We start from the raw sequence: 24,093 nt of genomic DNA on the forward strand, positions 1-24,093 counted from the left end.
ACACTAGATGAGTATAAAAGTGATTGTTTGAACTACTAGCTGCATTTAAGGCGATTTAGGGATTACTAAATACGACGTAGAGATATCAATACTAATGATAAGAGTAAAAAAAATTGAAAAAGACACAGAAGAATAGAATATAAACTCCCCCTTGAAACGGTCTACGAACTCCAAATGAAACGATTAATTCTAGAAGTATATAGTTAGTCTTCCGTAATGAGCATCCAGTTCCAGACTTTCCCTCGATCTGGCACGATATATAAGCGGATACAAGTCTATCAAACGGTTCATGACCGCCACGACTTCGGAGAACTGTGTCTTGCGATTTTCCTATTTTACATTCGCGTGCGTGCTGTATTCGATCTGTCATGCGGTCGATTTGCTCGTACAAGTGGTTGTGACTGGCAAGTAGGTAGTAACGCCTCTTGTGACGACAAACACGGTTCACACGCTGAAAAAGCAAACTGGAATCGGCTAGAACTGTAGCACAACACAGTGAACGCCTGTGGATGAGCGACAGCGTTGGCTCAAGGAGTCCGCAAATCGGGAAAAGTTAGAATGTTAACTAGAATTGGACTTGGACTTTAGTTTGAAATGGTTTTAGATCAGTGTATCAGTCGAAATCGTGCCTTTTGGACCTTCTATAGCTGCTGCAGTCTCATCTTCTGGGACCAAGCAGAAGTTGAGACCAGCGCGCTCAATGCATCGCGGAAACTAGTGTAGTAACTCCCCCTGAATCTATATGAGTACACACGATAGTCAGATATGTATCCTCATCGAATAACCAATATGATTAAGGACTTAATAAAGGAGGAGGATATCTGGGCCAGACATTCCAACCCGAAGAGCGGCTGGAGTCGAATAGTCGCCGGGTTCGTGATCGTGGGCACACTCTACCATCGGAAATGGAAGGTGTTAGGGCTCGCCGTTCTGTTCCTGATCATCAACCCGGTATTGTTCCGCAAACCCAGCGAGGACTTGGACGACTGGATGTACAAGGTCGTCCGGGCCGAAGAACGCTGGACGAATGACGGGAACAGTCTCATCGGCCTTGGATACCCGGAGATCCTCAACACGGTGAGCATTCCAGTCGGACTCTATGGCCTCTACGCAGCGTACAAGCAGAAGCCCATCTCGACGGTGGTGTTCACGCTCGCATCACAGGGACTCAATCAGTGGTGCATGAAGGAGATCATCGAGTACTACGAAGAAGTCAATACACAGTAAGAAGCACTTCCGTCGTATTATGATTAAAGCACAATCAAATAGTATGTCATGAGCGAGCAAAGTGGTGAAATTTCGACTGAGGGCGGGCGGCTTCGTCGGTCGGGTTCTGAGATCCACTATTGGATCACGGGCCCGAAAGACGGGCCACTGATCGCCTGCACCCACGGTGCCTCCATGAATCACCGAATGTTCAACCCGCAAATCCAGTCCCTCATTGCCGAAGGGTACCGGGTTCTCACCTGGGATGTCCGCGGACACGGGCAATCCAAGCCGATCGGGGAGGAATTCAGCGTGTCATCGGTGACTGATGATCTCATCGCACTCATCGATTACCTAGGCTACGAAACGGCGATATTGATCGGGCATTCGTTCGGTGGCTACGTCTCCCAGGAATTCGCGTTTCAGTCTTCGGAGCGCGTGGACGCTCTGGTCGTGATCGGCGCGACGGACATCACGACACTCCCGTCTTGGCTCGAACGTCTGGGACTCAAACTTTCGCCGTCCCTCTTCAAAGTATGGCCCGATGGACACCTCCGAACACTCGTTGCAGAGAACACAGCGGTGACCCCAGAAGTACAAGAGTACGCCGCCGAAGCGTCTCGCCAGCTATCCAAAGAGGAGTTCGTCATCGTCTGGAAGGCAATCTCCACTTGTCTCCACGAAGAGCCCGACTATCGCATCCAACAACCGTTTCTCTTGGCGCACGGCGAGTACGTCCACAGCACTGGCGCCGTTCACGTTGCTCCCGCCTAAGAACTCCTGATGCTGTCGCACCGAGGACTACTCGTCCTCGGTCACATCAGGATCCTGCCTCCGTGGCAAACCAGTGGCCATCAATCGCCGAGCAATCACCACGATTCCATTGTCGAATCCTCTCCCAAACACTGCTTTTTCCGTCTCAATCCCACCAGTGTCCGTCTCATGCACCGAGCTCACGAGAATCGTGTTCTTATCGATCAACAGCAGGCGACTGATCGTCGTGTCGTCGTTGTCCTCAAGGGGCGAACTGTGCAACCACTCTAACCCGGAGACGAACACTTCTGCATCAGGTAGTGCCTCTACAATTTGCTCATGAAGCTCCTCGGATTGTGTGCCAATTAGCACATCGAGACCCGTGTCGAGCGCCTCTTGGAGCCGTTCAAGCAACCCGTCAGTAATAACCTCGTCCCGCCCGACGATGAGGACGATCTCTCGTCCGGCGGCATCAATGAGTTGTTGAGTACGATTCGTAATCGCAGTGGTCCCTGAGAGCGCCCAGACTTCGTGCGTGAGTTCCTCATCACCGCCGTTCGATTCTGCAGGCTCGATCGCAGTAAGAGCCTCGACGAGTGTGTCGGTCCGTGATTCGTACTCCTGGCGTAGTGTCTTGGCGGCCTCCTCGATTGGCACAGCGCGGAATTGCTGGGGGTTCGAGTGCTGGATTTCAACAAGCCCTTTGGATTCTAGCACTCGAATCGCATCATAGACGCGTGTTCGCGGTACGTCGGAAGTCTCGCTGATCTCTTTGGCCGTTCCCTTCGGGAGGCGTGCTAACGCCACGAAACACCCTGCTTCGTACTCTTTGAGTCCGAGTTGTTGGAGCAATTCGATCGCTTGTTGTTGATTAGATAAGTCCTTCATGGGTCCCAACCATTGGTCTGGTAGTACCGGAGTCGTCCATACCGTTCTGTCGTCGCCCGTAAGTCAGTTGTTGTCTCACCCACCAAGCGTGGTCGACAGACCGATTCACCATTGATTCATCTTGTTTCTCAAGACGTATCAAAGACACTTATCCCTCCGCAGTCATTTTGCTGATTTATCAGCCAATTCGATATTCACTCATATAATCACAAAAGATAGATCCTGAAAACGCAACTCATCGCGATATTGTTGCTGATTTCACAACAAGCAGATGGCTGCTCGATTGGTACGCTTTCGATGGAATCAGTAGGTAGCAATGTATATTCCCCCGGTTATAAATCAGATACTAAATTAGTAACCCAAATAATCACAGTAGGGTTATACAGGACTAGCTCAAAGAACGAAGTGGTACGGAGTTCTGATGGGTCCCAACCAATCGTCACTCCGTACCTGAACTGCCACGAATGTGGCAGTTTTCGCTCGTGATCAATCAGTTGGGAACCCCACGATCAGCAAGCACATCTTGATTCTCACCCAGAACGGTAAGCAATGGCTCGATCTCGTCGAACCGAGGCCCCCTTGTCACGCGCTGTGCGTCTTGATCCCAGTCGATGAAGCCGTGATCCGCTAATTTGGGGAGATGGACGTGCTGCATTGCGATCGTTTGATCTGTTTGCTCTTCGTCTCCCCCGTCCGCTGCCAAAGCTCGAGAGGGAGCGAGACGATCAGGTTGGGGAGTCCGTTGTGCTAAGGCCATAAGGAGCCGTCGTCGGTGGCGATTCGAGAGGACTGAGAGCTGCTCATCGAGCGTCATAGGTACTTACATCCTAACACACTGAACACGGTTAAGCACCTCTCATTTTTCGGATTGGTAGTTGTTTGAGGAAGTGAGTGAATCACTTAAACGTAGTTTATTGGTGATTCACTCAATTTCTCACAGACTATTTACGCCCATCTTCCTATTTTTGCATATGAGCCGAGGACTCGACAACGTTGACCAGGGCATTCTCTTCCATCTCCAGCGAGATGCACGAAATACAACCACCGAAGAAATTGCCGAAACGGTCGGTGTCTCCGCGAGCACCGTTCGGAACCGGATCAAAGCCCTCGAAGACGATGGGATCATCAAAGGCTACCACCCAGAGATCGATTATGAAGCGGCGAACCTCCCGCTGCGTGTGTTATTCGTGTGTACCGCGCCAGCAACCGAACAAGCCGAATTTGTCCAGCAGATGCTTGCTGTGCAGGGCGTAATCGATGTCCGCGAGATGCTTGTCGGCAAACGGAATATCTACGTGGAAGTGGTTGGGACGAGTAGCCAAGATATTACACGCATCACGGACACGCTGCACGACTCAGGCCTCACGATTGAGAGTTCCGAGATCATACGCGAGCGGCATAGCCAACCATTCAATCATTTCCACTTCAGTGAGGAAACGGCAGAGGAGCGACGTGAGAGCTGATCTTCAGCCTTTTCGAAATGCAATCACTCAGAGCCTGATATCTCCTCATACTCTGCGGGCTCGGACACCGTAATCCACCCATCACTGGCAACCGCAACGCGATACTGATTGTACTGGAAGGCAACACTCCTCGCACTATCGCGGGTGCGCCCGTTGACCTTTGGCCCAAAGAAGCCGTCTTCAATCGCGGCGATATCCACACATTCGTATAAGGGCGGATCTTTGATCTCCGTCGGAGTAATGTCCTCGGCATCCGCGATCGCGAAGATGATTTCGGTGGTGAGATCGCGGTGGCTCTCGCGGTCGTAGTGAGCCTGCGTCACAAATGTCATGTCGGGATCATTGGATCCGTTTCCATCCTGTGCAAGTTCAGTGCCATCATCGGTGTGGTCATTACTTGACGTCATCTGTCGTCCTCCGTGTGAATGTGTCGTAAAGTTGTGATATTCTCAAGGCAGTGATACCTCTTTGCCCAGCCATGGGTTACTGAGTACCCTCCCGGTCGAACTCACTGCGAGCATGCGTTTCTTGCTGATTGTCGAGACTGCCGCCTGCGCCCTCTAACACTGTCAGTACTTGGATTGCATATGGACCAGGGGTAATCGTCTCGGTGTCAGCATCGAACTCGATCACATCCAGGTCAACGAGTTTCGGGACGTGCGTGTGATAGAGCGACGTGTACATCTCCTGGCGCGTGAGCGTCGCGATATCCGTCGCTGGAGTATCAGTTTCCCAAGCCGCCAGTTTGGTTGCGAGGTCATCGAGTGACCATTCGGTCGCTTCAGCGAGGGTGTAGACGAGGTAGCGTCGTCGTGGCTGTGCAATCGCCGCGAAGACGGGTTGTAATTCGAGGATGGACTCGGAGATATCGATGTCGAGATCGCGTTCGGCGGCACTCTCCTCAACGGTCCAACTAGAATGTGTCTCCCTCTCGTCGGGAGGTGGTTCGTTCCCCGTCATAGCTCATATAGGAGTGTGAAAGGTCTTAAGAATTCGCTATAGAGTGTGGTTTCCCGACCATATCGATACATACGCACCGAGTCGCCGTAACGTGATATATATGAGTAGTAATCTATTCTTAGAGAGATAACCGAAATTATCCGGTATTGACGCGGTACTGACCTGAATCACTGGTGTGCCCGATCAGTGCTTGCAGCCAGACAGTGACGAGTGTGTGGCAGTGGTCGTCTTTCAATTGACAGCAGGTGACTGTGTACTTGCTCATTTGTTTCAGAGAGTCACTTCGGACTTCCCGATGAGCAACAAACGCCACTAAGAGCAGTGTATGAGCAGGGATATTATGAGATTCCACGCCGGACAACAGCTGAAGATGTCGCTGATGAGATCAGGGTTTCACACTAAGCGATTTCGTTGAAAATTCTATTATTCTCGGCCAGGGTGCCGATAAACCCAGCGAAACGGGGGCGCGAAATGAATTCCTTGGGAATGCAACCATGCTGATTAACCATTCCTAGTTTGGACCTGAGCGTATGACAAATGAACGGCTCCTCATCTGCGTTGAATGTCAGTGGCGAATAAGCACACGCGAGCATTCGTCGCACGAAGCCAATCGACGTGCAATACGGCATTTTCGTGCGACCGGGCATCAGGTAACCTTCCCATCGCGGAAGTTCTATGATGAGGTTCATCTGTCTTAGCTACTGCTGAGAACTGACTACCAATCTTTGACCCAAGAGCGCACGATCGATCGTGAGGAGAATGACTGTCAGAACGGCCACGAAGATTGACGCCGGTTGGTCGTCGAAATCTACGCTCTGTCGGTAGCACCCGGCATTTCCCACCAACGGTCCTTCACTCGAGGTCAGGTGTCTCCACGGCTGCTTAGTGCAACATGGAGTAGTGAGACAAATGGATTCCAACCAATCCACTCTTCAGTGCACGTGGACCAAGTTTACTGTCCCCTGAATCTATAACCGGCAGTCGATTCGGCCGGGTTGCCGCCTTCGGGGAATCACAAAACCTGACTTCTCAAGAGGGAAATAGTGTTTCAGCAGGCGTCCTTTTCACTATAGATGACATATATGCCATCATGAGCGACGCAGACGAGGAAGAATCAATGGTCGGGCGGATGGATGAGTCCCGAATTCGATTTTGGTTTCTCCTCGATGGGGATCGGTGGGTGATTACTGGCATGCTCATGCTCGGTTTGTTCGTAATTCTCGTCGTTGCTGGGACAGTCGGCCCCTCATCGTTTCGCTCGGTCATGAGCAACACAAATCAAGTTGGTATTGCATTCCAGGCATTCATTGCGTCACTCATCACCGGTGTGACGCTCGTCGTCACGATCGGTCAGCTAGTCCTCTCACAGGAACTCGGGTCGCTAAAAAGTCAACGTGAACGAATGAAAGCTACCGTAGAGTTTCGTCAAGATATCACTAGTTTGATCGGGTCCATCGGGCTTCCCGATCCCGCGGCATTTCTCCGCCAACTTATTCTGACAACCAAAGATCGTGCCGAGGCGCTCGAAGACGTTCTTGCAGAGAACAGTGATGACGAATTACGCGACCAAGTCGATCAATTCGTTGCGGCTCTCATCGAAAACGCTAACGAGGTCGAAGAACAGCTAGACGACGCCGAGTTCGGTGAATTCAACTTATTACGCACAGCCATGAACTATAACCATTCGTGGAAGCTGTACGGTGCCCTATGGCTCCGATCGGAGTATGAAGACAGCCTTGACGATGAGGAACGAAGTGCGTTCGATGAATTAATCGACGTGCTCATGTTTTTCGGCCCGACACGCGAGCATTTCAAAGCCCTCTACTTTCAGTGGGAACTCGTCCGCCTCATCCGGTCGATTCTGATTACCGCATTTCCTGCATTGGCCGTCGCGATTGCGACACTACTCTATCTGGCACCGACCTCGTTTCCGGGCATGACTTTCGGCGTCGCAAATATTATCTGGATCGTTAGTGCGTCCTCAGCTATCTCTATCGTCCCATTTTTTGTGCTGACCTCCATCGTCCTGCGAATCGCGACGATTGCGAAGCGGACGAGTGCGATCGGACCGTTCATTCTGCACGAATCGGACCGTGGCGGTGATATCGACCTAGAGAATTAATCACTCATTTCGACGAATCCGCTAAAGCGTAGCGATATACGATACATTCAGGTCACGTGGTGGTACGCTCCGTGAATGTGAACCCCCATCGCGGACTTCGGCTGTCTACTTTGCCGTCGGCCACCAACACGCGCGCGCCGGGAGCGGGGAGGCCGAGATCTTTGGTAGTATTCGTTTCTCGTTCGCGACCATCTTCAGATGCCTGGAGGGGCTGCCACCAGACCCGACCTCGAGCACCGACCTTCTTGGTTTCGAGGACGTCATCCTCAACGAGGGCGTCGAGTTTGTTGTAAATAGTTCGGTCCGTGCAGTTGAATTCCTCAGCGACCTCTGGCGTCGTGAACGGGGTGCCAGGCGGCCCAAGAGCCTGGAAGACTTCAAGAACAGTGTCGGGTGAAGGTGCAGACGAACTCATAGGTCAGTGTTAACCTGGAGCGATCAAAAGAATTCGGTCAACAGAAACAGACAAACCACGATCCACAAAAAACGGTTTGACTCGTAATCACGTCCGGCGATTCGTCGGGACCGTCTATCTTAACTAACACTGGTAGGTTAACTACCGCGTTTGTTGATTAAGGCTGATGACTCCAACAGTTAGTGCATCAATTACAGCGGCACTCCCGGGGGGTTCTACTTCCGCTTACGGATTTATGTAGTAGAAGATCCGCTTTTTGCTAAACAGAGAGCGTCACTGTTGTGATAAACGGCGTTGAGCCCACGGACTACGGTACTTCACCATGGAGATAATCATCACCAATACTAAGGCAATCGCACCACCGTCGGTGATCAGGCTCGGCAGGATGCCCCAAACGCCGTATGTGTCAGTGGTGGCCAACCACATCGAAGAGGGAATCATAACGAAGCCAAAAGCTTGGGTGAAGTTCACCGTAAATACTGTCCACCAAAGGAGTCGTGACTGGCTTCGCAGAGCTAAGATGCCTATTACGTTGCCGAGGATGTAGAGGCAGCCGACGACCCGGAACCACATTGTGAAGCTAGGGGCCGCACCAGCTGGATCCGCGACGTTCTCCATCCGCATCATCTTCTCAATCAACGACGTATTGATAATGACGAAATTTTGCAATGTGGTGCCGATGGTGAAGATCACCGAGCTCAAAGCGATAGCGATCTGCAGCTTTCTGGTGATAGGGGTGGCTATCAGCTGTGGTTTTTCACTCATTATATGTATAGGAAATCATTCTTGGAAATAGTCAGCACGAGACAAGCAAGGGTGTCAGCCTGACGCAATTCTCCTCTAATAGGCAGCTCGACAGCTCCCTGCCGCGATAATTCGGTGACTTTTATATCTGAGATGTGGTTCATGGTTACCGCTTGGATGTATCTCGGGGAGAGATGATAAGATCTGATCAAAACATGTTGCAATGAGTTGAACCGCTCATGTACCGGTGACCAGTAATAAAACCTATGCCCGAGGTGGAGCTGAAACTCAAACCATCTAACGAAGAGATAGCCGCTGTTTCACGTGACTACCCGGACGTTGAGTTCCAGCTGCTAGATTCGTATAGGATCAAAGAGGAGACACTCATGAGCGTCCTTTTCGAAATACAGACAACGAATCCCGTGTCCGTCGTCGAGTCGTTCGACGAAATGACGGAATTGCATTCGTATGAGATTCTACATACTGGTGAAACGGTGGTACTCATTCGGTGTCTGATCGATGAGCCAGCACCGTCCCACGCCGCGCGTGCCTCCAATAACCTTGTAAAGCCTCCTCTCGTTCTTCGGAATGGCTGGATCTTTGCGACGTTCACTGCTTCGGACGAGAATATATCCCAGTTCAAGGATGAGTTGGAGTCGGCTGGTGTTACATATCGGGTCATCTCGATTGGCCAGCCATCTGACCCAATAGATCGTCTCACTAAGCGCCAACGGGAAGTACTTGATGAAGCGGTCGACCGTGGCTACTACGAGACACCGCGTGAGTGTTCAATTACTGAGCTCGCAATAGGTCTTGGGGTAACAAAGGGAACCATGAGCCGGGTGCTTCATCGCGCTGAATCGACTATTATCAAGGATGTTATTTATAACTATATAAATCAACTGAATAAAACTATTTTATACATCTAGATCTAAAGTTAAATCCTGACTAATTAATAAAATCTACTTCCCTTAGGACAGCGATTTGATTGTTTCTACTGGATGGTATTTTAGGTAACAGAAGATGCACACCATACCACATAGAACGCGTAGTTGCATTTATATCGGGATAGAGCCGCCCTCCCTGTCAAATCGGCCAAAAGATTTGTTTAACCCATAGGTTTAATATCTCGTCAGTAGTTCGTTCAACTGGATGGTTGAACAAGTGCCGGACGACCTCGACCTGGACGCGGTATTTCAGGCGCTGGCCCACCCAATCCGTCGAGCTATCCTCGAACAGGTAGCCAACGGCCCCGAGAGCGTCGGCGATGTTGCCGAGCCTCATGACGTGTCGTTGGCGGCGGTCTCCAAGCACCTACACGTACTGGAAGACGCCGGCCTGATCGAAATGAAGAAAGATGGGCGGGTTCGGCAATGTCACCTCGACGCGGCGCCGCTTTCGGCGGCCTTCGGTTGGTTGACCCGTTACCGGGTCTTTTGGGAGGATCGCTTCGACGCGTTGGCCGACCATCTGGAGCAAGAAGACCAATGACAGATACCACTGATAACGGAAGCAAATCGATGGACGAAACCACCACAAACGAAGACCGAAGTATTACCGTCAACCGCGTGATCGAAGCCCCACCAACCAGAGTCTACGAAGCCTTTGTCGACCCCGACGAACTCGCCGCATGGCTCCCGCCAGAGGGCTTCTCCGCCGTGATCCACGAATTTGACGCTACGGAGGGGGGAACCTTCCGCATGTCGTTCAACGCCGACGTTGAGGAACTGGAGCCGTACGCCAGTACGTTCTCCGGAACCTACCAGGAATTGGTCCCAGGCGAACGGATCGTTTACACCGATTCGTTCGAGAGCGACGATCCCGGAATGGCCGGCGAGATGACGACTACGGTCACTTTCGAAGAGGTTCCCGACGGGACTGAAGTCACCGCTCGGCAAGCAGGAATCCCCGAGAACATCCCACCTCAGGACGCCAATGAAGGATGGAACGACTCGCTTGGGAATCTTGCGGAACTGGTCGAGGGGGCGTAAGATGATCGAAACCGACGAGACGAGTCTGACAATTCAGCGGGCATTCGACGCGCCGCGCGAACGCGTCTTCCGTGCGTTCATTGAACCCAAGGAGCTGAAGGAGTGGTTCGCTCCCGCACCGGGCGACGTGACGACAGAGGTCCAGACCTTCGCTCCGGAGCCCAACGGTGAGCGCTCGATCCGCTTCCATACGGACGATGGATGGTTCGGAAGTAACGGTGCGTTCGAGGAGGTTATCGAGAACGAGCGGATAGTCTACACGGACAGGTGGGTCAACTTCCCGGAAGCCGAGGTCGACAGTCGCGTTATCGTCGAGTTCTTCGACGCCAAGGAGGGTACCGAGATCGTCCTCACCCACGAACAACTCCCGGACGGGGATGCCGTCGGAGGTGCCGGGATGGGTTGGGAGAACTCCCTTGGCAACCTGGCAGAGGTACTTGTCGAGCCATGACCGAAATAGAGACGACCGACACGAGCCTGACCATCTCACGAACGATTGAGGCGTCATCGGAGTACGCCCAAGTCCCGAGGAGGGGATCGACGTGATGCTGGACGACAAGGTTGCGGTGATCTACGGCGCAGGCGGATCTATCGGCGGTGCTGTCGCCCGCACCTTCGCCAAGAAGGGAGCCAGGGTCTTCCTCGCTGGTCGCACTCAAACCACGCTTGAGGAGGTCGCCGAGGACATTCGCTCGGACGGTGGCGAGGCGGACACCGCCGTCGTCGATGCCCTTGACGATCAAGCCGTCGACAAGTTCGTCGATGCGGTGGTCGAGGAGACCGGGCGCATCGACATCTCGTTCAACCTCATCGGAATCGGGGATGTCCAGGAGCCGCTGACCGAGCTATCGGTCGAGGATTTCGTGCAGCCGATCACGATCGCGATGCGGACGCAGTTCCTGACGACGAGGGCGGCCGCCCGGTACATGATCGAGCGCGAATCCGGGGTCATACTGACGTTCGGCGGCTCGAATCCCGACGCACCCCCTGGGACGGGCGGTTTCAAAGTCGCCCTCGACGCTATCGAGGGGCTTCGTCGACAGTGGGCCGTCGAACTTGGACCGCATGGTATCCGTGTCGTTACCCTGAAAACGGGCAGTGTGCCAGAGTCCATCCCGGACGACGTCGAATACCGTGACGAGATCGCCGCTGCGACGAAGGAGGCAACTCTGCTGGGTCGGGCAGCGACACTGGCCGACGTGGGGGACGTAGCAGCCTTCGTGGCCTCCGAGCAAGCCCGCACCATCACCGCCACTGAAGTCAACATCTCCTGTGGCGCGATTATGGAGTAGATGTTCAGATGAGCAAGGTAGTATTCGATATCAGCATGTCGTTGGACGGGTTCATCACCGCATCAAACCAGACTCCGGAGAAACCGTTAGGTGAGGGCGGACAGCAGCTGCACGCGTGGATTGAGGATGATAGTGGCCGTCAAATCCTCGAGGAAGCGAGCGCCGACCTGGGAGCAGTCATCGCGGGCCGCAAGACGTACGACGATTCCGTTCCATGGTGGGGATCGGATGGGCCGACCGGTCCTGCCCGCCGCCCGGTGTTCGTTATCACACACGAAGCGCCTTCAGACGTACCTGAGGATGGCGTGTACACGTTCGTCACCGACGGCATTGAGAGCGCTCTCGAACAGGCGAAGGCAGCTGCAGGCGATCAGACTGTCAGCGTGATGGGTGGCGCGAGTATCGGCCAGCAATACATCGCAGCTGGGCTGGTTGATGAGATCGGGATTCACCTCGTGCCTGTTCTCTTCGGAAGCGGTACTCGGATGTTTGAGAATTTGGGTGGCGAGCACATCCAACTGGAAATCATCGACGTGACCGAATCCGCCTCAGCAAACCATATCCGGTTCCGTGTCAGCTTGAATGGAGACGGACCATGAGAAAACTCGTCGTCGAAAACAAGGTCACACTCGATGGGGTCTTCAATAAGCAAGCGGAGTGGCAAATGCAATTCTGGGAGGGTCCTGATGAGTTGGTGCGCTACTCGAAAGACCATCTCACTGCGTTCGACGCGCCACTCGAGCGTGTCTGGGAAGCGTGGACGGACCCCGACCAGGTCGATCAGTGATGGGGCCCGGACGGCTTCACGACCACGACCGACGAGATGGCGGTTCGGCCAGATGGATTCTGGCAGTTTGTGATGGTCGACCACGAGGGTGACGAGTACCAGAACCGGATCGTCTACGACGAGATTGTGGAACTCGAGCGCTTGACCTACACCCACGGGTCCGACGACGACCTCGAGCAGTTCCGGGTGGAGGTCACCTTCGAGGAGCCCGACGGTGGCGGGAGCAAACTCACCATGGAGATGCGTTTCGGATCCATGGATGAATTCGACGAAGCCGTGGAGTTTGGCGACGACGACGGGGCAAAGCAGACCCTGAAGCGTCTCGCCGATTACCTAGTGGCGAAATAACCGATATGGCCAATGACTGACAACGAACTCGACGACCAATCGATCGAAGAAGAGACTACCGAACTGAGGATCACGCGGACAGTCGACACTCCGCGAGAGCGTCTCTGGAAAGCGTGGACCGATCCAGAGCAAGTGGCGAAGTGGTGGGGCCCGAACGGGTTCACCAACACTGTCCACGAGATGAACGTGCGGCCGGCCGGCGTCTGGCGGTTCGTCATGCACGGCCCCGACGGTGCAGATTATTATAACGAGTTCGTCTACGACGAAATCGTAGAACCGGAGCGCCTGGTCTATACCCACCCCCCAAACGAAGAGAACGGCTTCCTGTGGTTTCAGGTGACGGTGGCCTTCGAAGAGAGTGACGGCGGCAGGACCGACCTGACTTTCCGGATGGACTTCGACTCCGCTGCGGACCGCAAAAGGCTGGAGGAATTCGGCGGATTCGAGTCGGCGAATCAGACGCTAGACCGTCTGGTAGGGTTCATGGCGAACGGTGGAGACGGAGGAGGCGAGTAACGTGACGAAAGTCTTCGTTGACATGTCGATGTCACTCGATGGGTACATCGTCGGACCGAACGATGATCCCGAGAACCCGCTGGGTGATGACGGCGAGCGGTTCCACGAGTGGCTGTTCGACCTGGCTAGCTTCCGCGAGATGCACGGTCAGGAAGGCGGCAAGACTAATCGCGACGACGAACTCTTCGCGGAGTCGATAGAACGTGCCGGCGCCAACGTGATGGGCCGGCGGATGTTCAGCAACGAGGAGGGCTTGTGGGGAGAGGATCCGTTCGAGGGCCACTGGAGTGAGGCTCCGCAGTTCCACGGACCGGTCTTCGTGCTCACCCATCACCCCCGCAAACCGCTGGAAATGGACAGCGGGACGACGTTTCACTTCGTCACGGACGGGATCGAAACGGCGCTGGAGCGGGCGAGGACGGCGATGCGTATCTCCTCGAAGACGGGGACATCGACGTCGACCGTCCACTCGAAGCCGGCCAACGTTACTGGGGCATCGAAACCAACTCGACGCCCGGCCACTCGCCGGACAACATGTCGTACCGTTACGAGGACGTCCTCGTTACCGGCGACACGGTCATGGGCGCCGACTCCATTTTCGCCGCCAGTGATGGCTGGAGTGGCGACCTAGCGGACATTCAGCCACGATTCAGCGGCGACGACGAGAAGATACGGGCGACCATTCCTATCCTTTTCGACTACGACTTCGACGCCGTACTCGTCAGCCACGGCTCGAACGTCGAAACGGGGGGCTCCGAGGTGATCGAGACGCTGGTCGAGGACCTCTCCTGATCGATACGCCTGTACGAGACGGCACTGACGGACAGCAACGGGGATGCCCCAGCTCAGAGATGCGTAATCGTCTCGCGGACGGGTTCGTCGGAGGCCCACCTCGCTGGGATATACGCGGTCAGCGAGTCGGTGCTCACGTCGACGAACCGCTCGGAGCTCTCGGTGGCCTCCGCGACGTACCGGTGGCGCCGAACGCCGACACCATCTCGTCGGTGACGGCGACCTCGGCACTGGGCTGCCGGTCATTCGTCCGGCTGATCTGTATCGTGTCAACCTCCTCGTCGAAACCGAAGTCGCTGGCCACATTTGCGTAGTAGTTGCCCATCGCCCTGACGTAGAAGGCGACGAGTGAGCGGACGTGCTCGCGGCCGGCGTCCGTCGCAACTTTGATGTCGAGACCCGGCTCGTAGCCGACTTTCAGGATGCGGTCTATGGGCTCAACGTCGAGTTCCAAGAGAACCACTCGGCTATCCCCCGCTTGTCGTCTCCTGACATCAGCCGTCCGCCGAGGTGCCCGAGCAGTCCACTGGAGCATCCGAACATCCGGTATAGGAACGTCTCTACCCGGTTCATCTCGACGCTCGCCGTTTCGTGTTCAATCTGTCGTTTCTGCGTTCACGCCCGGGGCCCTCACATGGCCGCCGAAATCGACCGTATCGGTATCCATATACCAGACGACTGTACGGAAGACGAGAAACACAACGAGGCTGGTGCGTACCGCGTAGAGGGGCTGGACTCGCGGGATAGACGTCGCCGTAGCAGCCCTAGACGATATCAAGTGCAGGACCGTCTTCGTCGCATCGAACTGCATATCGAGCCGATTCGGTGATGGCCAAGAGTATGGCGTTGGAGATGGTCGGCTCATATGATTCTGTTAACCCCTATTGCGATGATGGGTTTTGAGAGCCATGCTGAATAGACGTCGCGTATCGGTCATTAATGAGATTGGATCATGTCGCCGGGATCAGTGAGGACACCTCGTTTCCTAAAGTTACTTATCCCCGTTCGGCCTTTAGACGGTCGTGAGGTGATGTGTATTAACGACATCGGCAATCGGCATCCTGATTCAGGGTATCGTGCTCGGATTCTCGATTGCAGCCCCGGTCGGCCCAATTGGAGTCCTATGCATCCAGCGAACGCTTTCTAAAGGCCGACTTTCGGGCTTCATTAGTGGACTCGGAGCAGCGTCAGCGGACACCGTTTACGGAGCGATTGCAGGATTTGGTATCACTGTGGTATCGTCGCTTCTGCTTGATCACCAGACTGCGATACGTGTCTGTGGTGGGCTCCTGTTGTTGTATCTCGGAGTCCAGTCGTTCCGTGCCGAGCCAGCAGAGACGCCAGTGACCACCTCAGACGTACATGGACTTGCCAGGGACTACGGCTCAACGTTCCTGTTGACGATTACCAACCCTGTGACAATCCTCGCCTTCATTGGCATCTTCACCGGGCTCGGAGTCGGCATGTCCGGTGAGTACGCTGAGGCCGCCATACTGGTCAGTGGTGTCTTTCTCGGCTCGGCCCTTTGGTGGCTCACGCTGAGTATTAGTGTGAGTCTCTTCCGTACACGATTCACTCGCTCAGTCATGCGCCGAGTGACTCAACTGGCGGGTGTAGTTATCGTCGGATTCGGATTGCTCGCTCTTTGGAGCGCGATGTAAGCGTATCCGAAGCCTTCGATTTGATCAAGTCTAGGCCAACGATTCAGACGCCGTCAAATAGAGCGGATAATCTGGAAGATGTACATATTCTCTGTATTCAACAGCCAGTTCCGCCTACAATTGCGGACATCCATGCGCCCGCGTGAAATTGGGAAGCCTTGTTCCACGTTATGAACGACACATTTGATGACGAGTGCGCGGAACTGCTTCCACCAGACGCGTGATCGCACGAACGCACCGATCTTCAGCTTGGTTGCGACATGATACTCGCCACGTCGATATGTTCACGCTGCGTGAGAACTTTACTCGTGACAGCTTTCAATCAGCGTTCGCCTTCGGAACGCAAGTTGGCCTCACCAAATCAATGCACGGGCTTCGAAAGTTCTTAGGCGATCTCGCATTTGTGACGACGTCCGATGGAACCGCGTTGATACATGGCTACAATCCAGAACAAGTTGCCACCACAGTAATTATTGGGTACCGGGATGACCCAACACCGGGGCTTGCGTACCGCGTCTACCATACAGAGTATAAGAACGATAGTGAGACGCTCCTGTTCCGTCTGTTTAGTCCTGATCGACTCCAAGAAGCAGCGGTCGGGACTGGATGGGAAGTGGTAGACGTACGACACGGATCTGAGCGCACATACACTGCAGTACTCGAAAAACGCTAAATACTGCAAACAAACCTACATATCGATACAATGGTTCAAATCCTCGCGATTAACACAGTGCGTCCAAGTCAGCTTTATCTCAGCAGTCAAAAACTCGCTGCTGTCCTTGAGTGGTTTGATTTTGCCAATCCCTCATACGATCCACTTCCGATCGCAGAATATGGCGATGAGCTGTATCTCCTTGATGGCCATACGCGGGCTTTTGTCGCTCATCTCGGTGGAATCAAACAAGTACGAGTCACACGAGAACAGAGCATTCTCGAGCAGGAAGACAAACAGGTGTACCACGAATGCTTTGCCTGGTGTGCAGATGCCGAGCTTCGAACGGTCAGTGATCTAAGCGGACGTATACTTAATCCAGAAGTGTATCAAAAACTGTGGATTGATCGCTGCCAGCAGGTAGCAGAGCAGCTTGAGTAGATCATAGACGAACGCCGTCCAGTTTTCACTTACCACCGTGCGTGGCAGGAATAGATTTTGCACTTCCCCGAGGGCGGTGATTTGATCGATTCTACTTCTGCTTACGGATTTAGGCAGTAGAAGATCAGCTTCATGCTGAATAGGAGTGTAAACCCATCGAATCACGATCACTTACTCTGGCCTTTCTTGCTACCTAATTTGGATTTCAAGATTGAATCTCTAACCCCACTGGGAATATGTTCGGTGAGATGAGATGGTGAATTTCTATAAGTTGAACTATTGTATACTACTTGTGCGATCAACGCGATTGCCGTGGAATGGTTGGCTGTAAGTGCATAACAAAGTCTGGGTTCGCTGTACTATGACCTGGGAAAGTCATGGCATTTCTCTGCCTAAAGGTGAAGAAGACGACCACATACTGTGATTTCGTTGACGAACTCATCGAAATGCCCTGTATCCGTAACGTCCTTGATCTACTTCCCCACCATTGATGACACCGAAATTTAGCGAACTGGTATTTGTATTGCGAGTGTCTCTGGACGTATGAGCCTCATCGCAGAGTTTCACCTGCGAGATTCACGTCTCCCGTTGAGCGACACTATAGCGGCAGCACCACAGGCGACAATAGAGGTAGATAGAATGATGATCGTAGACAGAGATCATCTCGCTATTATTTGCTGGGTGGAGGCTGCTTCATTCGAGATGTTTGAGACAGCGCTCGAAAAGGACGAGACGGTGGTGACACATTCAATACTCGAAGCTTCTCCAGAACAACGACATTATCACATACAGTTGGAGAAACCCATGCTTCTTCCGCTCAAAGTTGCCTTTGATGAATTCGGTGCAGTTCCTGGGGGAACTATAATCTTGAATGGACAGTGGAATAGTCGGGCATACTTTCCTAATCGGGATACGCTTAGACAATTTCGCAACGCTTGTCATGAATACGGTGTGTCATTCCAACTTAAAAGCCTCTATGAGCCAAAATCAAAGAGTGATGATCTTTCCGGTCTAACGTCCAAACAACGGGAAACACTCGAAATTGCCTACAAGCACGGCTATTTCGATATCCCTCGTCAGATGACGCTCGACGATCTCAGCGAACAGCTCGGTATTTCAAAACCATCAGTTTCAAAACGGCTTCGGCGTGCGCAGCAATACGTGATCGGCAACGCAGTCAACGGTGATAGTATATAAAGAGGTTTACATATTATCCATATTCTGATTCGCGAGCACGGCGATGATACTCATATGGCCAATATGAATGGGAAGACTGTCCTCATCACGGGTGGTACCGACGGACTTGGTAAGGAAGTAGCCGGCAAGCTAGCATCGTTGGGATCGACTGTACTTGTGACTGGTCGGGACCGTAGCAAGGGCGAGACCGTTGTTAGAGAGCTTCAGCAGGAGTACGGTACTAACGCAGTCAAATTATTCATTGCTGATTTTTCCTCGCAAGAGGAAGTTCGACACCTCGCCAAGGAAATCGCCGGGAGATACGATCGACTTGACGTGCTGATCAACAATGCAGGACTCGGAAAGACTGAACAGACACTCACCGATGATGGTTACGAGATGACCTTTGCGGTGAACTATTTGGCACCGTTCCTGCTGACACACTGTCTGTTACCGCAGTTGCGAGCAGCAAAATCCAGTCGGATTATCAATGTCTCGTCAGGATACCAGGCCGACGGGGAGCTCAATTTCGATGATCTACACGGGAGGAAGGAGTACGATGCGTGGGATGCCTACAGCCAGTCAAAGTTAGCGATAGTACTATTCACGTACGAGTTAGCTGATCAGCTCAAAAACACGGAGATTACAGTTAACGCTCTAGAACCGGGGCTTGTTCCGGGAACGAGTTTCGCTCGGCATCTCCCGTGGCACTGGAAGTTTGGATTCCACGTGTTGAGTCGTCTCCCAGCACGATTCGTTCGAACGCCCAAGAAGGGCGCCGAGACATACGTGTATCTCGCAGCCTCACCAGAGGTGACAGGCATAACCGGGGAGTATTTCGTCGACAAGCAATCGAAACAATCTGCAGCAAAATCGTACGATTCGGAATTGCGGAAGCGGTTGTGGGACGTAAGTGTTGAACTAACCGGTGTTAGCTCTAACATTCCGATTCAGCAAAGACACCGCAAAACCCCTGAAGGAGAGCAATCATGGCAGGAGAAGCCATGACGTCACCTATCTTGGTCACCGGCGGCACCGGTAGGGTCGGGAGCCTCGTCGTCTCACGTCTGCGGGATGCCGACCGTGAGGTGCGGGTGCTCAGCCGGCGTAGCCACGACTCCAAGGACGGCATCGAGTTCGTAACCGGCGATCTGGACACCGGTGAAGGGATCGAAGCCGCGGTGAACGGTATCGGAACCATCGTGCACTGCGCGAGCAGCGTCAAGGGCGACGAGGATAAGGCCCGCACTCTAATGCAGGCGGCATCCCAAGCCGGTGTGCAGCACTTGGTGTACATCTCAATCGTTGGCATCGATGAAATCCCGGTTGACAGCATTGTCGGCCGCATCATGTTCAGCCCCATCGCGTCCCAACAGGCAGCAGAGAAGGTAGTCGCCGACTCCGACATACCATGGACCACCCTGCGTGCCACCCAGTTTCATCAACTGATACTGACGGTGGCCGAGGGAATGGCAAAGCTGCCGGTGATGCCGGTCCCGGCTGGCTTCCAATTCCAACCGGTCGATGCCGATGAAGTGGCGGCCCGGCTCGTCGAACTCGCGCTGGGCGAGCCAGCCGGCATGGTGCCTGACATGGGTGGGCCGCAGGTATACGACATGACCGACTTGCTCCGCGAGTACCTGCGTGCCCGTCATCGGCGGCGACTGATCATGCCGATCCTACTTCCGGGCAAGGCCGCCCACGCGTATCGGGACGGCGTTAACCTAGCTCCCGAGCAGGCCGTGGGGCATCGAACCTGGGAGGAGTTCCTCGAAGAGAAACCGTGGGACACCGGATCTGAGAGGAATCTCTCGCAGGCTGGTGAGCTAGCATGAACGGACGGCTTCTTCTACTGGGCTTCTACGAAGTATTGAGTGAGGTCCCAAGAGGGTATCTACTTCTGCTTATGATTTAGACAGCAGAAAATCTACCTTGTAGCCGAGAACTACTTCAAAAGTAACTGAAAGTTGCTTCAGGAAAATATCATGCTATCGGAACACACAGAGTCAATTGATGACCGTTCCTGAGAACATTGAATCGCTGATTACCGACGCACCGCTAATGGCTCATCTTGCTACATCACGGGATGATCGACCACATGTTGCGCCAGTCTGGTACGCCTACGATGATGAGGTAATAGAGATTCTAACAAGTGGACGAAAGCTTGAAAATGCACAGAAAAATTCCCGTGTAGCCATCTCAATTCAATACGATACTGATGGGGATTCTGAGTGGTACGTTACACTTCTTGGAACGACAACCGTGATCAGTGATGTTGACCAAATTAATACTGCAACTCGTCGCATCTATCCCAAGTATCTCGGCTCTGATCAAGAGACCTGGGATCCCTTCTACCGCGATCACTTAGGAGATGATCCGACAAACGACCTTCTCCGAATTGAGATCGGCACGGTCTCATATGAGATTTACTAATTCGATTTCGCGAACCGACAGAAGGGAACCTATTTCGTGTGTTCGAAACATAATGTGAACAACTCTTTCTCAGGAGAATTGGAGTTGGTGCTTCGCCGAAGGCGTTGGTGTATCTGCGCATTCGGTCGTATCCGCGCACTCAGTCAGCGTTCGCTGGACAACATCGGAGAGCGTCGTTTGGCGTGGCATAAATGGAAGAGTGAGACGGGGTTAGCAGCAGTCTGTGAGTGCGCCTTTCCGGGTGGCTTCCGCGCCACAGTTCTCACATGTCCAGTATGTGTGATCGACGGTGCCGTACTTGTCGTAGCCAGTGTACGGGCCACTGACACGCTCGTCTTTGTCGTCGTCTGATGGGAATGCGTCGAGCGTTCCGTCCTCCGTCGCAGTTGCGACGACAGCCATGTGCTTATCTGATGGCTTTCGTAGAATGGTCATTTGAGGGAAGCCGTTGCTGTCGACGACTAATACCCACTAATTCAAAGTACGCTACTTACATCGAGATCTAATCGATACGGCCAAGACTGTTGACATTCACCCAACAGACATGGCTGACGAGCGATCAGATGACTCGCCATCTGCAGAATTCAACTCTGCAGAGGCATTTTCGCTCCTGGGAGATTCAACCCGGCTTGCCATTCTTCGATCGTTATGGGAAGCACAGCAAGACAGAAACAAGAAAACAGTGCCGTTTGAGGTGCTCCGCGAGCGCGTCGGTGTTGCTGATTCTGGTCGATTCAATTACCACCTCGGGAAGTTAACAAACCGATTCATCACGCAAACCGACGACGGCTATCAACTGCGATATGCCGGAACACGCGTTGTTGGTGCACTTCTCGAGGGAACCTATGCGCCTGGCAACGATCTCGATGTCCCCACCGAAGGTTCCTGCCCTGAGTGCAATAGTGGTCTTCGAATTCGCTACCAGGACGAGCGGGTACATGTGGTTTGTTCCGCGTGTGACCATTGCCTCTCAGATTTTGGCGTCCCACCGGGCGTTCTCGGAGACCGTGACGAGGAAGAACTCTCATGCATCGTTGATACGCATCTGCGAACTCTGCTTGGACGAGCGCGTCGTGGAATTTGCCCGAATTGCTCCGGCCCGATGACGACATACGTTGGTAACATCGACGGGGTTCCACTAGCCTTTGAGGAGGAGACAGAGCCACCATTATCGGATGGGCCACCCGTGTCATTACTCTGTGATCGCTGTCAAGACCTCATCGGAACTGTACCTGTTGGCCTCTTACTGGATGATCCTCTTGTTGTTAGTTTTCTCCATAATCATGGGATTAACCCTGAAGAGATGCCAGCATGGCAATTAGTGGACAAACTTGATACGGAAACAACAGTTACATCCGAAGATCCATACCAGGTGGCAGTCGAGTTTGAGACTGGGAACGATACGCTCACGGTGACGATCGGCCGAAATGGTCAGACCATTTCCACAGAGTTTTCTTAGATATTACAGAACGAGTATTCTGTGAGTTGGAAGACAGAAATGTCATTCTGCAAGAATATATCTTATCAAGCGAGTAGTCACTGGTATGCACAAGCTCCTCCGGAATACAGCATTCCGTCGGCTCTTATTCGGCCGGTTGGTTACGAATGCTGGCGACAGTCTCTACGCTGTTGCCGCGATGTGGCTGGTCTATGAACTCACTGGTTCCAGTACCTATACCGGTCTTGCTGGTGCACTCACAATGGCACCACAACTCGCACAGATGCTTATCGGCCCATTGGTAGACCACTGGCCATTCCGTCGACTGCTCATCGCCGTCCAGCTCGTCCAAGCAACCGTCGTCCTCGTTATTCCGGTCGCATGGCTGTTTGGCATCCGCTCGGTTACATTGGTATTAGTTGTTGTGCCAATTCTCTCACTTCTCAATCAATTCGTATACCCTGCTCAGAGTGCAGCACTCCCCCGAATTGTCGCACAAGAGGAATTAACCGAAGCGAATGCAGCGTTTTCATTCGCCTATCAGGGCGCAGACCTCGTGTTCAATGGCCTTGCTGGAGCACTCATTGCTGCAGTCGGTGCCGTAGCGTTGTATACGATGGATGCTTTGACATTCGTTATTGCAGCTGTATTATTCGCTGGCGTCAATATTCCGACTGCAGGAACAGGTGACGTGAGTGACGAGACGACAATAGTTGGTGAAACTAAGGAGGTTACAGAGGGGACCACGGCAACTGACGGCGGTGATACAAGTAGTTATCTGACCCGACTTCGAGCTGGCATCGAATTTGTTCGTGGAACGCCGATAGTTTGGCTGTTAGGAGTCGGGGTATTTGCAAACGGGCTGCTTGGCGCATCAAATGCTGTTCTTCCAGCATTTGCCGATCAACTCGGCGGGCCAAGTGCGTATGGGATGATTCGAGCAGGAACTGCCGCCGGTTTGCTTTTAGGTGCACTTTTTGGATCGCGATTGGATGGCATTCGATTTGGTCCACTCGTGATAAGTGGGTTTTTGTGTTCTGCAGCTGGTTGGTTCGCAGCGTTACTCGTTCCATCGTTGCCAGCTACAGCAGTTTGCTTCGCAGTCGCGCTTATTCCAGTTGGTACGACAAATGTGCTCATCGGAACGATGGTACAACGGATGGTTCCTGATGCGTTCCTTGGGCGAGTGAGTGCACTTCTTGGTTCTGCGTCGGTCGCGGTAACGCCAATTGGTATGCTCCTTGGTGGAACTATTGGAGAAACACTTGGAGTGACGGTAGTGATGGCTGCTGGTGGCTTTGGACTGCTTTGGGTTGCTGGCTATGTTGCAGCAGTGCCAGCACTTCGTGGATTACCAGCCGTAAACGAGATAGAAACTATCTGATCAGGCTTATCGGAAGCAGATAGCTTCTAACAAAGTATTCGTGTTCAATGCCGACCTTAATTCAGTGTATGGAGAGGATCAAGTCTGCATCATGATGTTTTGAACATTCGCTGGAAAGTCAATCGATATAGTTATCGGAGCTTTTTTGGGGACAGGTATCCGATTACTCATGAACTTGATTCTCGTCTGATGATTTTCGACCGTTTGGTTTTTCATAATTTTCATACCATGACGGACATATTTACTGCTAAGATGAGCTCGTACAGCACGACCGACTTTGAGGCTGAATGTGCCAGTCTCCGGAAGCAGCTGCAAGCAGCAGAGACAGCACAGGAACGCCGTGAAGTAATGCGTGCGATGGCAGCGCTTGAGCGGAAGAGCATGCCGAAACGTACGAAAAGCTCGCGAAAGAGAAGAGGACGGCAGGTTAGTTCTTTTTGGGTAAATCACGTCTCAACTCTGTTGTTCGATATATATCTGTAACTTCCCCCAGTCTATCGACATACGAGGATGAGGTGAGTCAAACCGTATTATCGGAACTCGCTCATATATCCCCTATTCCAACAGCCCAAAATGTTTTGTCACTAGTATATCAACCCGAGTATAGGTGAAGATCCCGATTGAGTTGCAA

The 24,093-nt window shown here is 53.0% G+C and carries 34 protein-coding genes and 3 pseudogenes; 26 read left to right on the top strand and 11 right to left on the bottom strand.

Going from position 1 to position 24,093, the window contains the following annotated elements:
* Nucleotides 1-262 precede the first annotated feature (262 nt).
* The 3 genes and pseudogenes from LIX15_RS20820 to LIX15_RS20830 form a co-directional block, all read left to right on the top strand.
* Nucleotides 263-478 (top strand): annotated as a pseudogene (locus tag LIX15_RS20820) (transposase); the annotation flags it as partial.
* A 311-nt stretch (nt 479-789) separates the two neighbouring features.
* Complete coding sequence (locus LIX15_RS20825) at nt 790-1,227, top strand: DUF6653 family protein (RefSeq protein ID WP_227777282.1); 438 nt, start codon at nt 790-792, stop codon at nt 1,225-1,227.
* 48 nt (nt 1,228-1,275) lie between these two features.
* Nucleotides 1,276-1,980: an alpha/beta hydrolase gene (locus tag LIX15_RS20830; RefSeq protein WP_227777283.1), complete on the top strand. Its 705-nt coding sequence runs from the start codon at nt 1,276-1,278 to the stop codon at nt 1,978-1,980.
* A 27-nt stretch (nt 1,981-2,007) separates the two neighbouring features.
* On the opposite strand, the gene LIX15_RS20835 is transcribed toward LIX15_RS20830, so the two are convergent.
* Both LIX15_RS20835 and LIX15_RS20840 read right to left on the bottom strand, forming a co-directional pair.
* Nucleotides 2,008-2,847, bottom strand: coding sequence for a TrmB family transcriptional regulator (locus LIX15_RS20835; protein WP_227777284.1), 840 nt, complete (start codon nt 2,845-2,847; stop codon nt 2,008-2,010).
* Nucleotides 2,848-3,337: 490 nt separating this feature from the next.
* Nucleotides 3,338-3,661: a DUF7344 domain-containing protein gene (locus LIX15_RS20840; RefSeq protein WP_227777285.1), complete on the bottom strand. Its 324-nt coding sequence runs from the start codon at nt 3,659-3,661 to the stop codon at nt 3,338-3,340.
* A 157-nt stretch (nt 3,662-3,818) separates the two neighbouring features.
* On the opposite strand from LIX15_RS20840, the gene LIX15_RS20845 reads away from it, so the two are divergent.
* The gene (locus LIX15_RS20845; protein WP_227777286.1) at nt 3,819-4,310 is read left to right on the top strand and encodes an Lrp/AsnC family transcriptional regulator; all 492 of its coding nucleotides are present in this window, start codon (nt 3,819-3,821) and stop codon (nt 4,308-4,310) included.
* Between the two features lie 23 nt (nt 4,311-4,333).
* On the opposite strand, the gene LIX15_RS20850 is transcribed toward LIX15_RS20845, so the two are convergent.
* Nucleotides 4,334-4,717: a HalOD1 output domain-containing protein gene (locus LIX15_RS20850; protein ID WP_227777287.1), complete on the bottom strand. Its 384-nt coding sequence runs from the start codon at nt 4,715-4,717 to the stop codon at nt 4,334-4,336.
* Between the two features lie 76 nt (nt 4,718-4,793).
* The gene (locus LIX15_RS20855) at nt 4,794-5,270 is read right to left on the bottom strand and encodes a DUF7344 domain-containing protein (protein WP_227777288.1); all 477 of its coding nucleotides are present in this window, start codon (nt 5,268-5,270) and stop codon (nt 4,794-4,796) included.
* A gap of 249 nt (nt 5,271-5,519) precedes the next feature.
* Here LIX15_RS20855 and LIX15_RS20860 point away from each other — a divergent pair, with 249 nt between their 5' ends.
* Nucleotides 5,520-5,672: a helix-turn-helix domain-containing protein gene (locus LIX15_RS20860; RefSeq protein ID WP_227777518.1), complete on the top strand. Its 153-nt coding sequence runs from the start codon at nt 5,520-5,522 to the stop codon at nt 5,670-5,672.
* Between the two features lie 688 nt (nt 5,673-6,360).
* Entirely contained in the window at nt 6,361-7,392 is a 1,032-nt protein-coding gene (locus tag LIX15_RS20865) for a DUF7972 family membrane protein (protein ID WP_227777289.1), read from the top strand.
* Nucleotides 7,393-7,444: 52 nt separating this feature from the next.
* Here the strand turns inward: LIX15_RS20865 and LIX15_RS20870 are convergent, their stop codons facing one another.
* Both LIX15_RS20870 and LIX15_RS20875 read right to left on the bottom strand, forming a co-directional pair.
* Entirely contained in the window at nt 7,445-7,807 is a 363-nt protein-coding gene (locus LIX15_RS20870; RefSeq protein WP_227777290.1) for a helix-turn-helix domain-containing protein, read from the bottom strand.
* Nucleotides 7,808-8,080: 273 nt separating this feature from the next.
* Nucleotides 8,081-8,572 carry a hypothetical protein gene (locus LIX15_RS20875; RefSeq protein ID WP_227777291.1) on the bottom strand — a complete coding sequence of 164 codons (492 nt, stop codon included), beginning with the start codon at nt 8,570-8,572 and terminating at the stop codon, nt 8,081-8,083.
* 245 nt (nt 8,573-8,817) lie between these two features.
* On the opposite strand from LIX15_RS20875, the gene LIX15_RS20880 reads away from it, so the two are divergent.
* The 9 genes and pseudogenes from LIX15_RS20880 to LIX15_RS20920 all read left to right on the top strand — a co-directional run bounded on the left by LIX15_RS20880 (nt 8,818) and on the right by LIX15_RS20920 (nt 13,485).
* Nucleotides 8,818-9,480 (top strand): helix-turn-helix domain-containing protein, encoded by a 663-nt coding sequence (locus LIX15_RS20880; protein WP_227777292.1) that lies wholly within the window; start codon nt 8,818-8,820, stop codon nt 9,478-9,480.
* 223 nt (nt 9,481-9,703) lie between these two features.
* Complete coding sequence (locus LIX15_RS20885; RefSeq protein ID WP_227777293.1) at nt 9,704-10,042, top strand: ArsR/SmtB family transcription factor; 339 nt, start codon at nt 9,704-9,706, stop codon at nt 10,040-10,042.
* Nucleotides 10,039-10,542 carry an SRPBCC domain-containing protein gene (locus tag LIX15_RS20890; RefSeq protein WP_227777294.1) on the top strand — a complete coding sequence of 168 codons (504 nt, stop codon included), beginning with the start codon at nt 10,039-10,041 and terminating at the stop codon, nt 10,540-10,542. The genes LIX15_RS20885 and LIX15_RS20890 overlap by 4 nt, the downstream gene beginning before the upstream one ends.
* Before the next feature lies 1 nt (nt 10,543).
* Complete coding sequence (locus tag LIX15_RS20895) at nt 10,544-10,993, top strand: SRPBCC family protein (protein WP_227777295.1); 450 nt, start codon at nt 10,544-10,546, stop codon at nt 10,991-10,993.
* A 94-nt stretch (nt 10,994-11,087) separates the two neighbouring features.
* The gene (locus LIX15_RS20900) at nt 11,088-11,834 is read left to right on the top strand and encodes an SDR family NAD(P)-dependent oxidoreductase (RefSeq protein WP_227777296.1); all 747 of its coding nucleotides are present in this window, start codon (nt 11,088-11,090) and stop codon (nt 11,832-11,834) included.
* A gap of 8 nt (nt 11,835-11,842) precedes the next feature.
* Nucleotides 11,843-12,433: a dihydrofolate reductase family protein gene (locus tag LIX15_RS20905; RefSeq protein ID WP_227777297.1), complete on the top strand. Its 591-nt coding sequence runs from the start codon at nt 11,843-11,845 to the stop codon at nt 12,431-12,433.
* A complete protein-coding gene (locus tag LIX15_RS20910) occupies nt 12,430-12,621 on the top strand; it encodes an SRPBCC family protein (protein WP_227777298.1) in 192 nt (63 codons plus the stop codon). The genes LIX15_RS20905 and LIX15_RS20910 overlap by 4 nt, the downstream gene beginning before the upstream one ends.
* 12 nt (nt 12,622-12,633) lie before the next feature.
* A pseudogene (locus LIX15_RS20915) lies at nt 12,634-12,969 on the top strand (SRPBCC domain-containing protein); the annotation flags it as partial.
* A gap of 12 nt (nt 12,970-12,981) precedes the next feature.
* Nucleotides 12,982-13,485 carry an SRPBCC domain-containing protein gene (locus LIX15_RS20920; RefSeq protein WP_227777300.1) on the top strand — a complete coding sequence of 168 codons (504 nt, stop codon included), beginning with the start codon at nt 12,982-12,984 and terminating at the stop codon, nt 13,483-13,485.
* 31 nt (nt 13,486-13,516) lie between these two features.
* Here the strand turns inward: LIX15_RS20920 and LIX15_RS33330 are convergent, their stop codons facing one another.
* Complete coding sequence (locus LIX15_RS33330; RefSeq protein WP_368410704.1) at nt 13,517-13,861, bottom strand: hypothetical protein; 345 nt, start codon at nt 13,859-13,861, stop codon at nt 13,517-13,519.
* On the bottom strand, nt 13,858-14,007 hold the full coding sequence (locus tag LIX15_RS20930) for a hypothetical protein (RefSeq protein WP_227777547.1): 150 nt from the start codon (nt 14,005-14,007) through the stop codon (nt 13,858-13,860). Before LIX15_RS20930 ends, LIX15_RS33330 begins: the two co-directional genes overlap by 4 nt.
* A gap of 12 nt (nt 14,008-14,019) precedes the next feature.
* On the opposite strand from LIX15_RS20930, the gene LIX15_RS20935 reads away from it, so the two are divergent.
* Entirely contained in the window at nt 14,020-14,277 is a 258-nt protein-coding gene (locus LIX15_RS20935) for a hypothetical protein (protein WP_227777548.1), read from the top strand.
* 133 nt (nt 14,278-14,410) lie between these two features.
* On the opposite strand, the gene LIX15_RS20940 is transcribed toward LIX15_RS20935, so the two are convergent.
* On the bottom strand, nt 14,411-14,731 hold the full coding sequence (locus tag LIX15_RS20940; RefSeq protein ID WP_227777301.1) for a hypothetical protein: 321 nt from the start codon (nt 14,729-14,731) through the stop codon (nt 14,411-14,413).
* Nucleotides 14,732-15,353: 622 nt separating this feature from the next.
* On the opposite strand from LIX15_RS20940, the gene LIX15_RS20945 reads away from it, so the two are divergent.
* Nucleotides 15,354-15,938, top strand: a complete 585-nt coding sequence (locus LIX15_RS20945) for a LysE family translocator (protein WP_227777302.1) — start codon at nt 15,354-15,356, stop codon at nt 15,936-15,938.
* A gap of 158 nt (nt 15,939-16,096) precedes the next feature.
* On the opposite strand, the pseudogene LIX15_RS20950 reads toward LIX15_RS20945, so the two are convergent.
* Nucleotides 16,097-16,189, bottom strand: a pseudogene (locus tag LIX15_RS20950) (IS5/IS1182 family transposase); the annotation flags it as partial.
* 29 nt (nt 16,190-16,218) lie between these two features.
* Between LIX15_RS20950 and LIX15_RS20955 the strand changes: the two are divergent.
* The 6 genes from LIX15_RS20955 to LIX15_RS20985 all read left to right on the top strand — a co-directional run bounded on the left by LIX15_RS20955 (nt 16,219) and on the right by LIX15_RS20985 (nt 20,640).
* The gene (locus tag LIX15_RS20955) at nt 16,219-16,611 is read left to right on the top strand and encodes a hypothetical protein (protein WP_227777303.1); all 393 of its coding nucleotides are present in this window, start codon (nt 16,219-16,221) and stop codon (nt 16,609-16,611) included.
* Nucleotides 16,612-16,641: 30 nt separating this feature from the next.
* A complete protein-coding gene (locus LIX15_RS20960) occupies nt 16,642-17,031 on the top strand; it encodes a hypothetical protein (RefSeq protein ID WP_227777304.1) in 390 nt (129 codons plus the stop codon).
* 543 nt (nt 17,032-17,574) lie between these two features.
* Nucleotides 17,575-18,228, top strand: a complete 654-nt coding sequence (locus tag LIX15_RS20970) for a helix-turn-helix domain-containing protein (protein ID WP_227777305.1) — start codon at nt 17,575-17,577, stop codon at nt 18,226-18,228.
* A gap of 54 nt (nt 18,229-18,282) precedes the next feature.
* Complete coding sequence (locus LIX15_RS20975) at nt 18,283-19,215, top strand: SDR family oxidoreductase (RefSeq protein WP_227777306.1); 933 nt, start codon at nt 18,283-18,285, stop codon at nt 19,213-19,215.
* Nucleotides 19,212-20,042, top strand: coding sequence for an SDR family oxidoreductase (locus tag LIX15_RS20980; RefSeq protein WP_227777519.1), 831 nt, complete (start codon nt 19,212-19,214; stop codon nt 20,040-20,042). The genes LIX15_RS20975 and LIX15_RS20980 overlap by 4 nt, the downstream gene beginning before the upstream one ends.
* Nucleotides 20,043-20,217: 175 nt before the next feature.
* Nucleotides 20,218-20,640: a pyridoxamine 5'-phosphate oxidase family protein gene (locus LIX15_RS20985; RefSeq protein ID WP_390184834.1), complete on the top strand. Its 423-nt coding sequence runs from the start codon at nt 20,218-20,220 to the stop codon at nt 20,638-20,640.
* 210 nt (nt 20,641-20,850) lie between these two features.
* Here LIX15_RS20985 and LIX15_RS20990 read toward each other — a convergent pair whose 3' ends face one another.
* Nucleotides 20,851-21,042 carry a DUF8118 domain-containing protein gene (locus LIX15_RS20990; protein ID WP_227777308.1) on the bottom strand — a complete coding sequence of 64 codons (192 nt, stop codon included), beginning with the start codon at nt 21,040-21,042 and terminating at the stop codon, nt 20,851-20,853.
* Between the two features lie 142 nt (nt 21,043-21,184).
* Between LIX15_RS20990 and LIX15_RS20995 the strand changes: the two genes are divergently transcribed.
* From LIX15_RS20995 to LIX15_RS34020, 3 genes are all read left to right on the top strand, one after another.
* Nucleotides 21,185-22,099 carry a DUF7351 domain-containing protein gene (locus LIX15_RS20995; RefSeq protein WP_227777309.1) on the top strand — a complete coding sequence of 305 codons (915 nt, stop codon included), beginning with the start codon at nt 21,185-21,187 and terminating at the stop codon, nt 22,097-22,099.
* A gap of 85 nt (nt 22,100-22,184) precedes the next feature.
* Nucleotides 22,185-23,462 (top strand): MFS transporter, encoded by a 1,278-nt coding sequence (locus tag LIX15_RS21000; protein WP_227777310.1) that lies wholly within the window; start codon nt 22,185-22,187, stop codon nt 23,460-23,462.
* Between the two features lie 252 nt (nt 23,463-23,714).
* Complete coding sequence (locus LIX15_RS34020) at nt 23,715-23,945, top strand: hypothetical protein (protein WP_497007440.1); 231 nt, start codon at nt 23,715-23,717, stop codon at nt 23,943-23,945.
* Nucleotides 23,946-24,093: the final 148 nt, after the last annotated feature.

It is taken from the genome of Haladaptatus pallidirubidus, from assembly GCF_020700235.1.
Classification (GTDB): Archaea; Halobacteriota; Halobacteria; order Halobacteriales; family Haladaptataceae; genus Haladaptatus; species Haladaptatus pallidirubidus.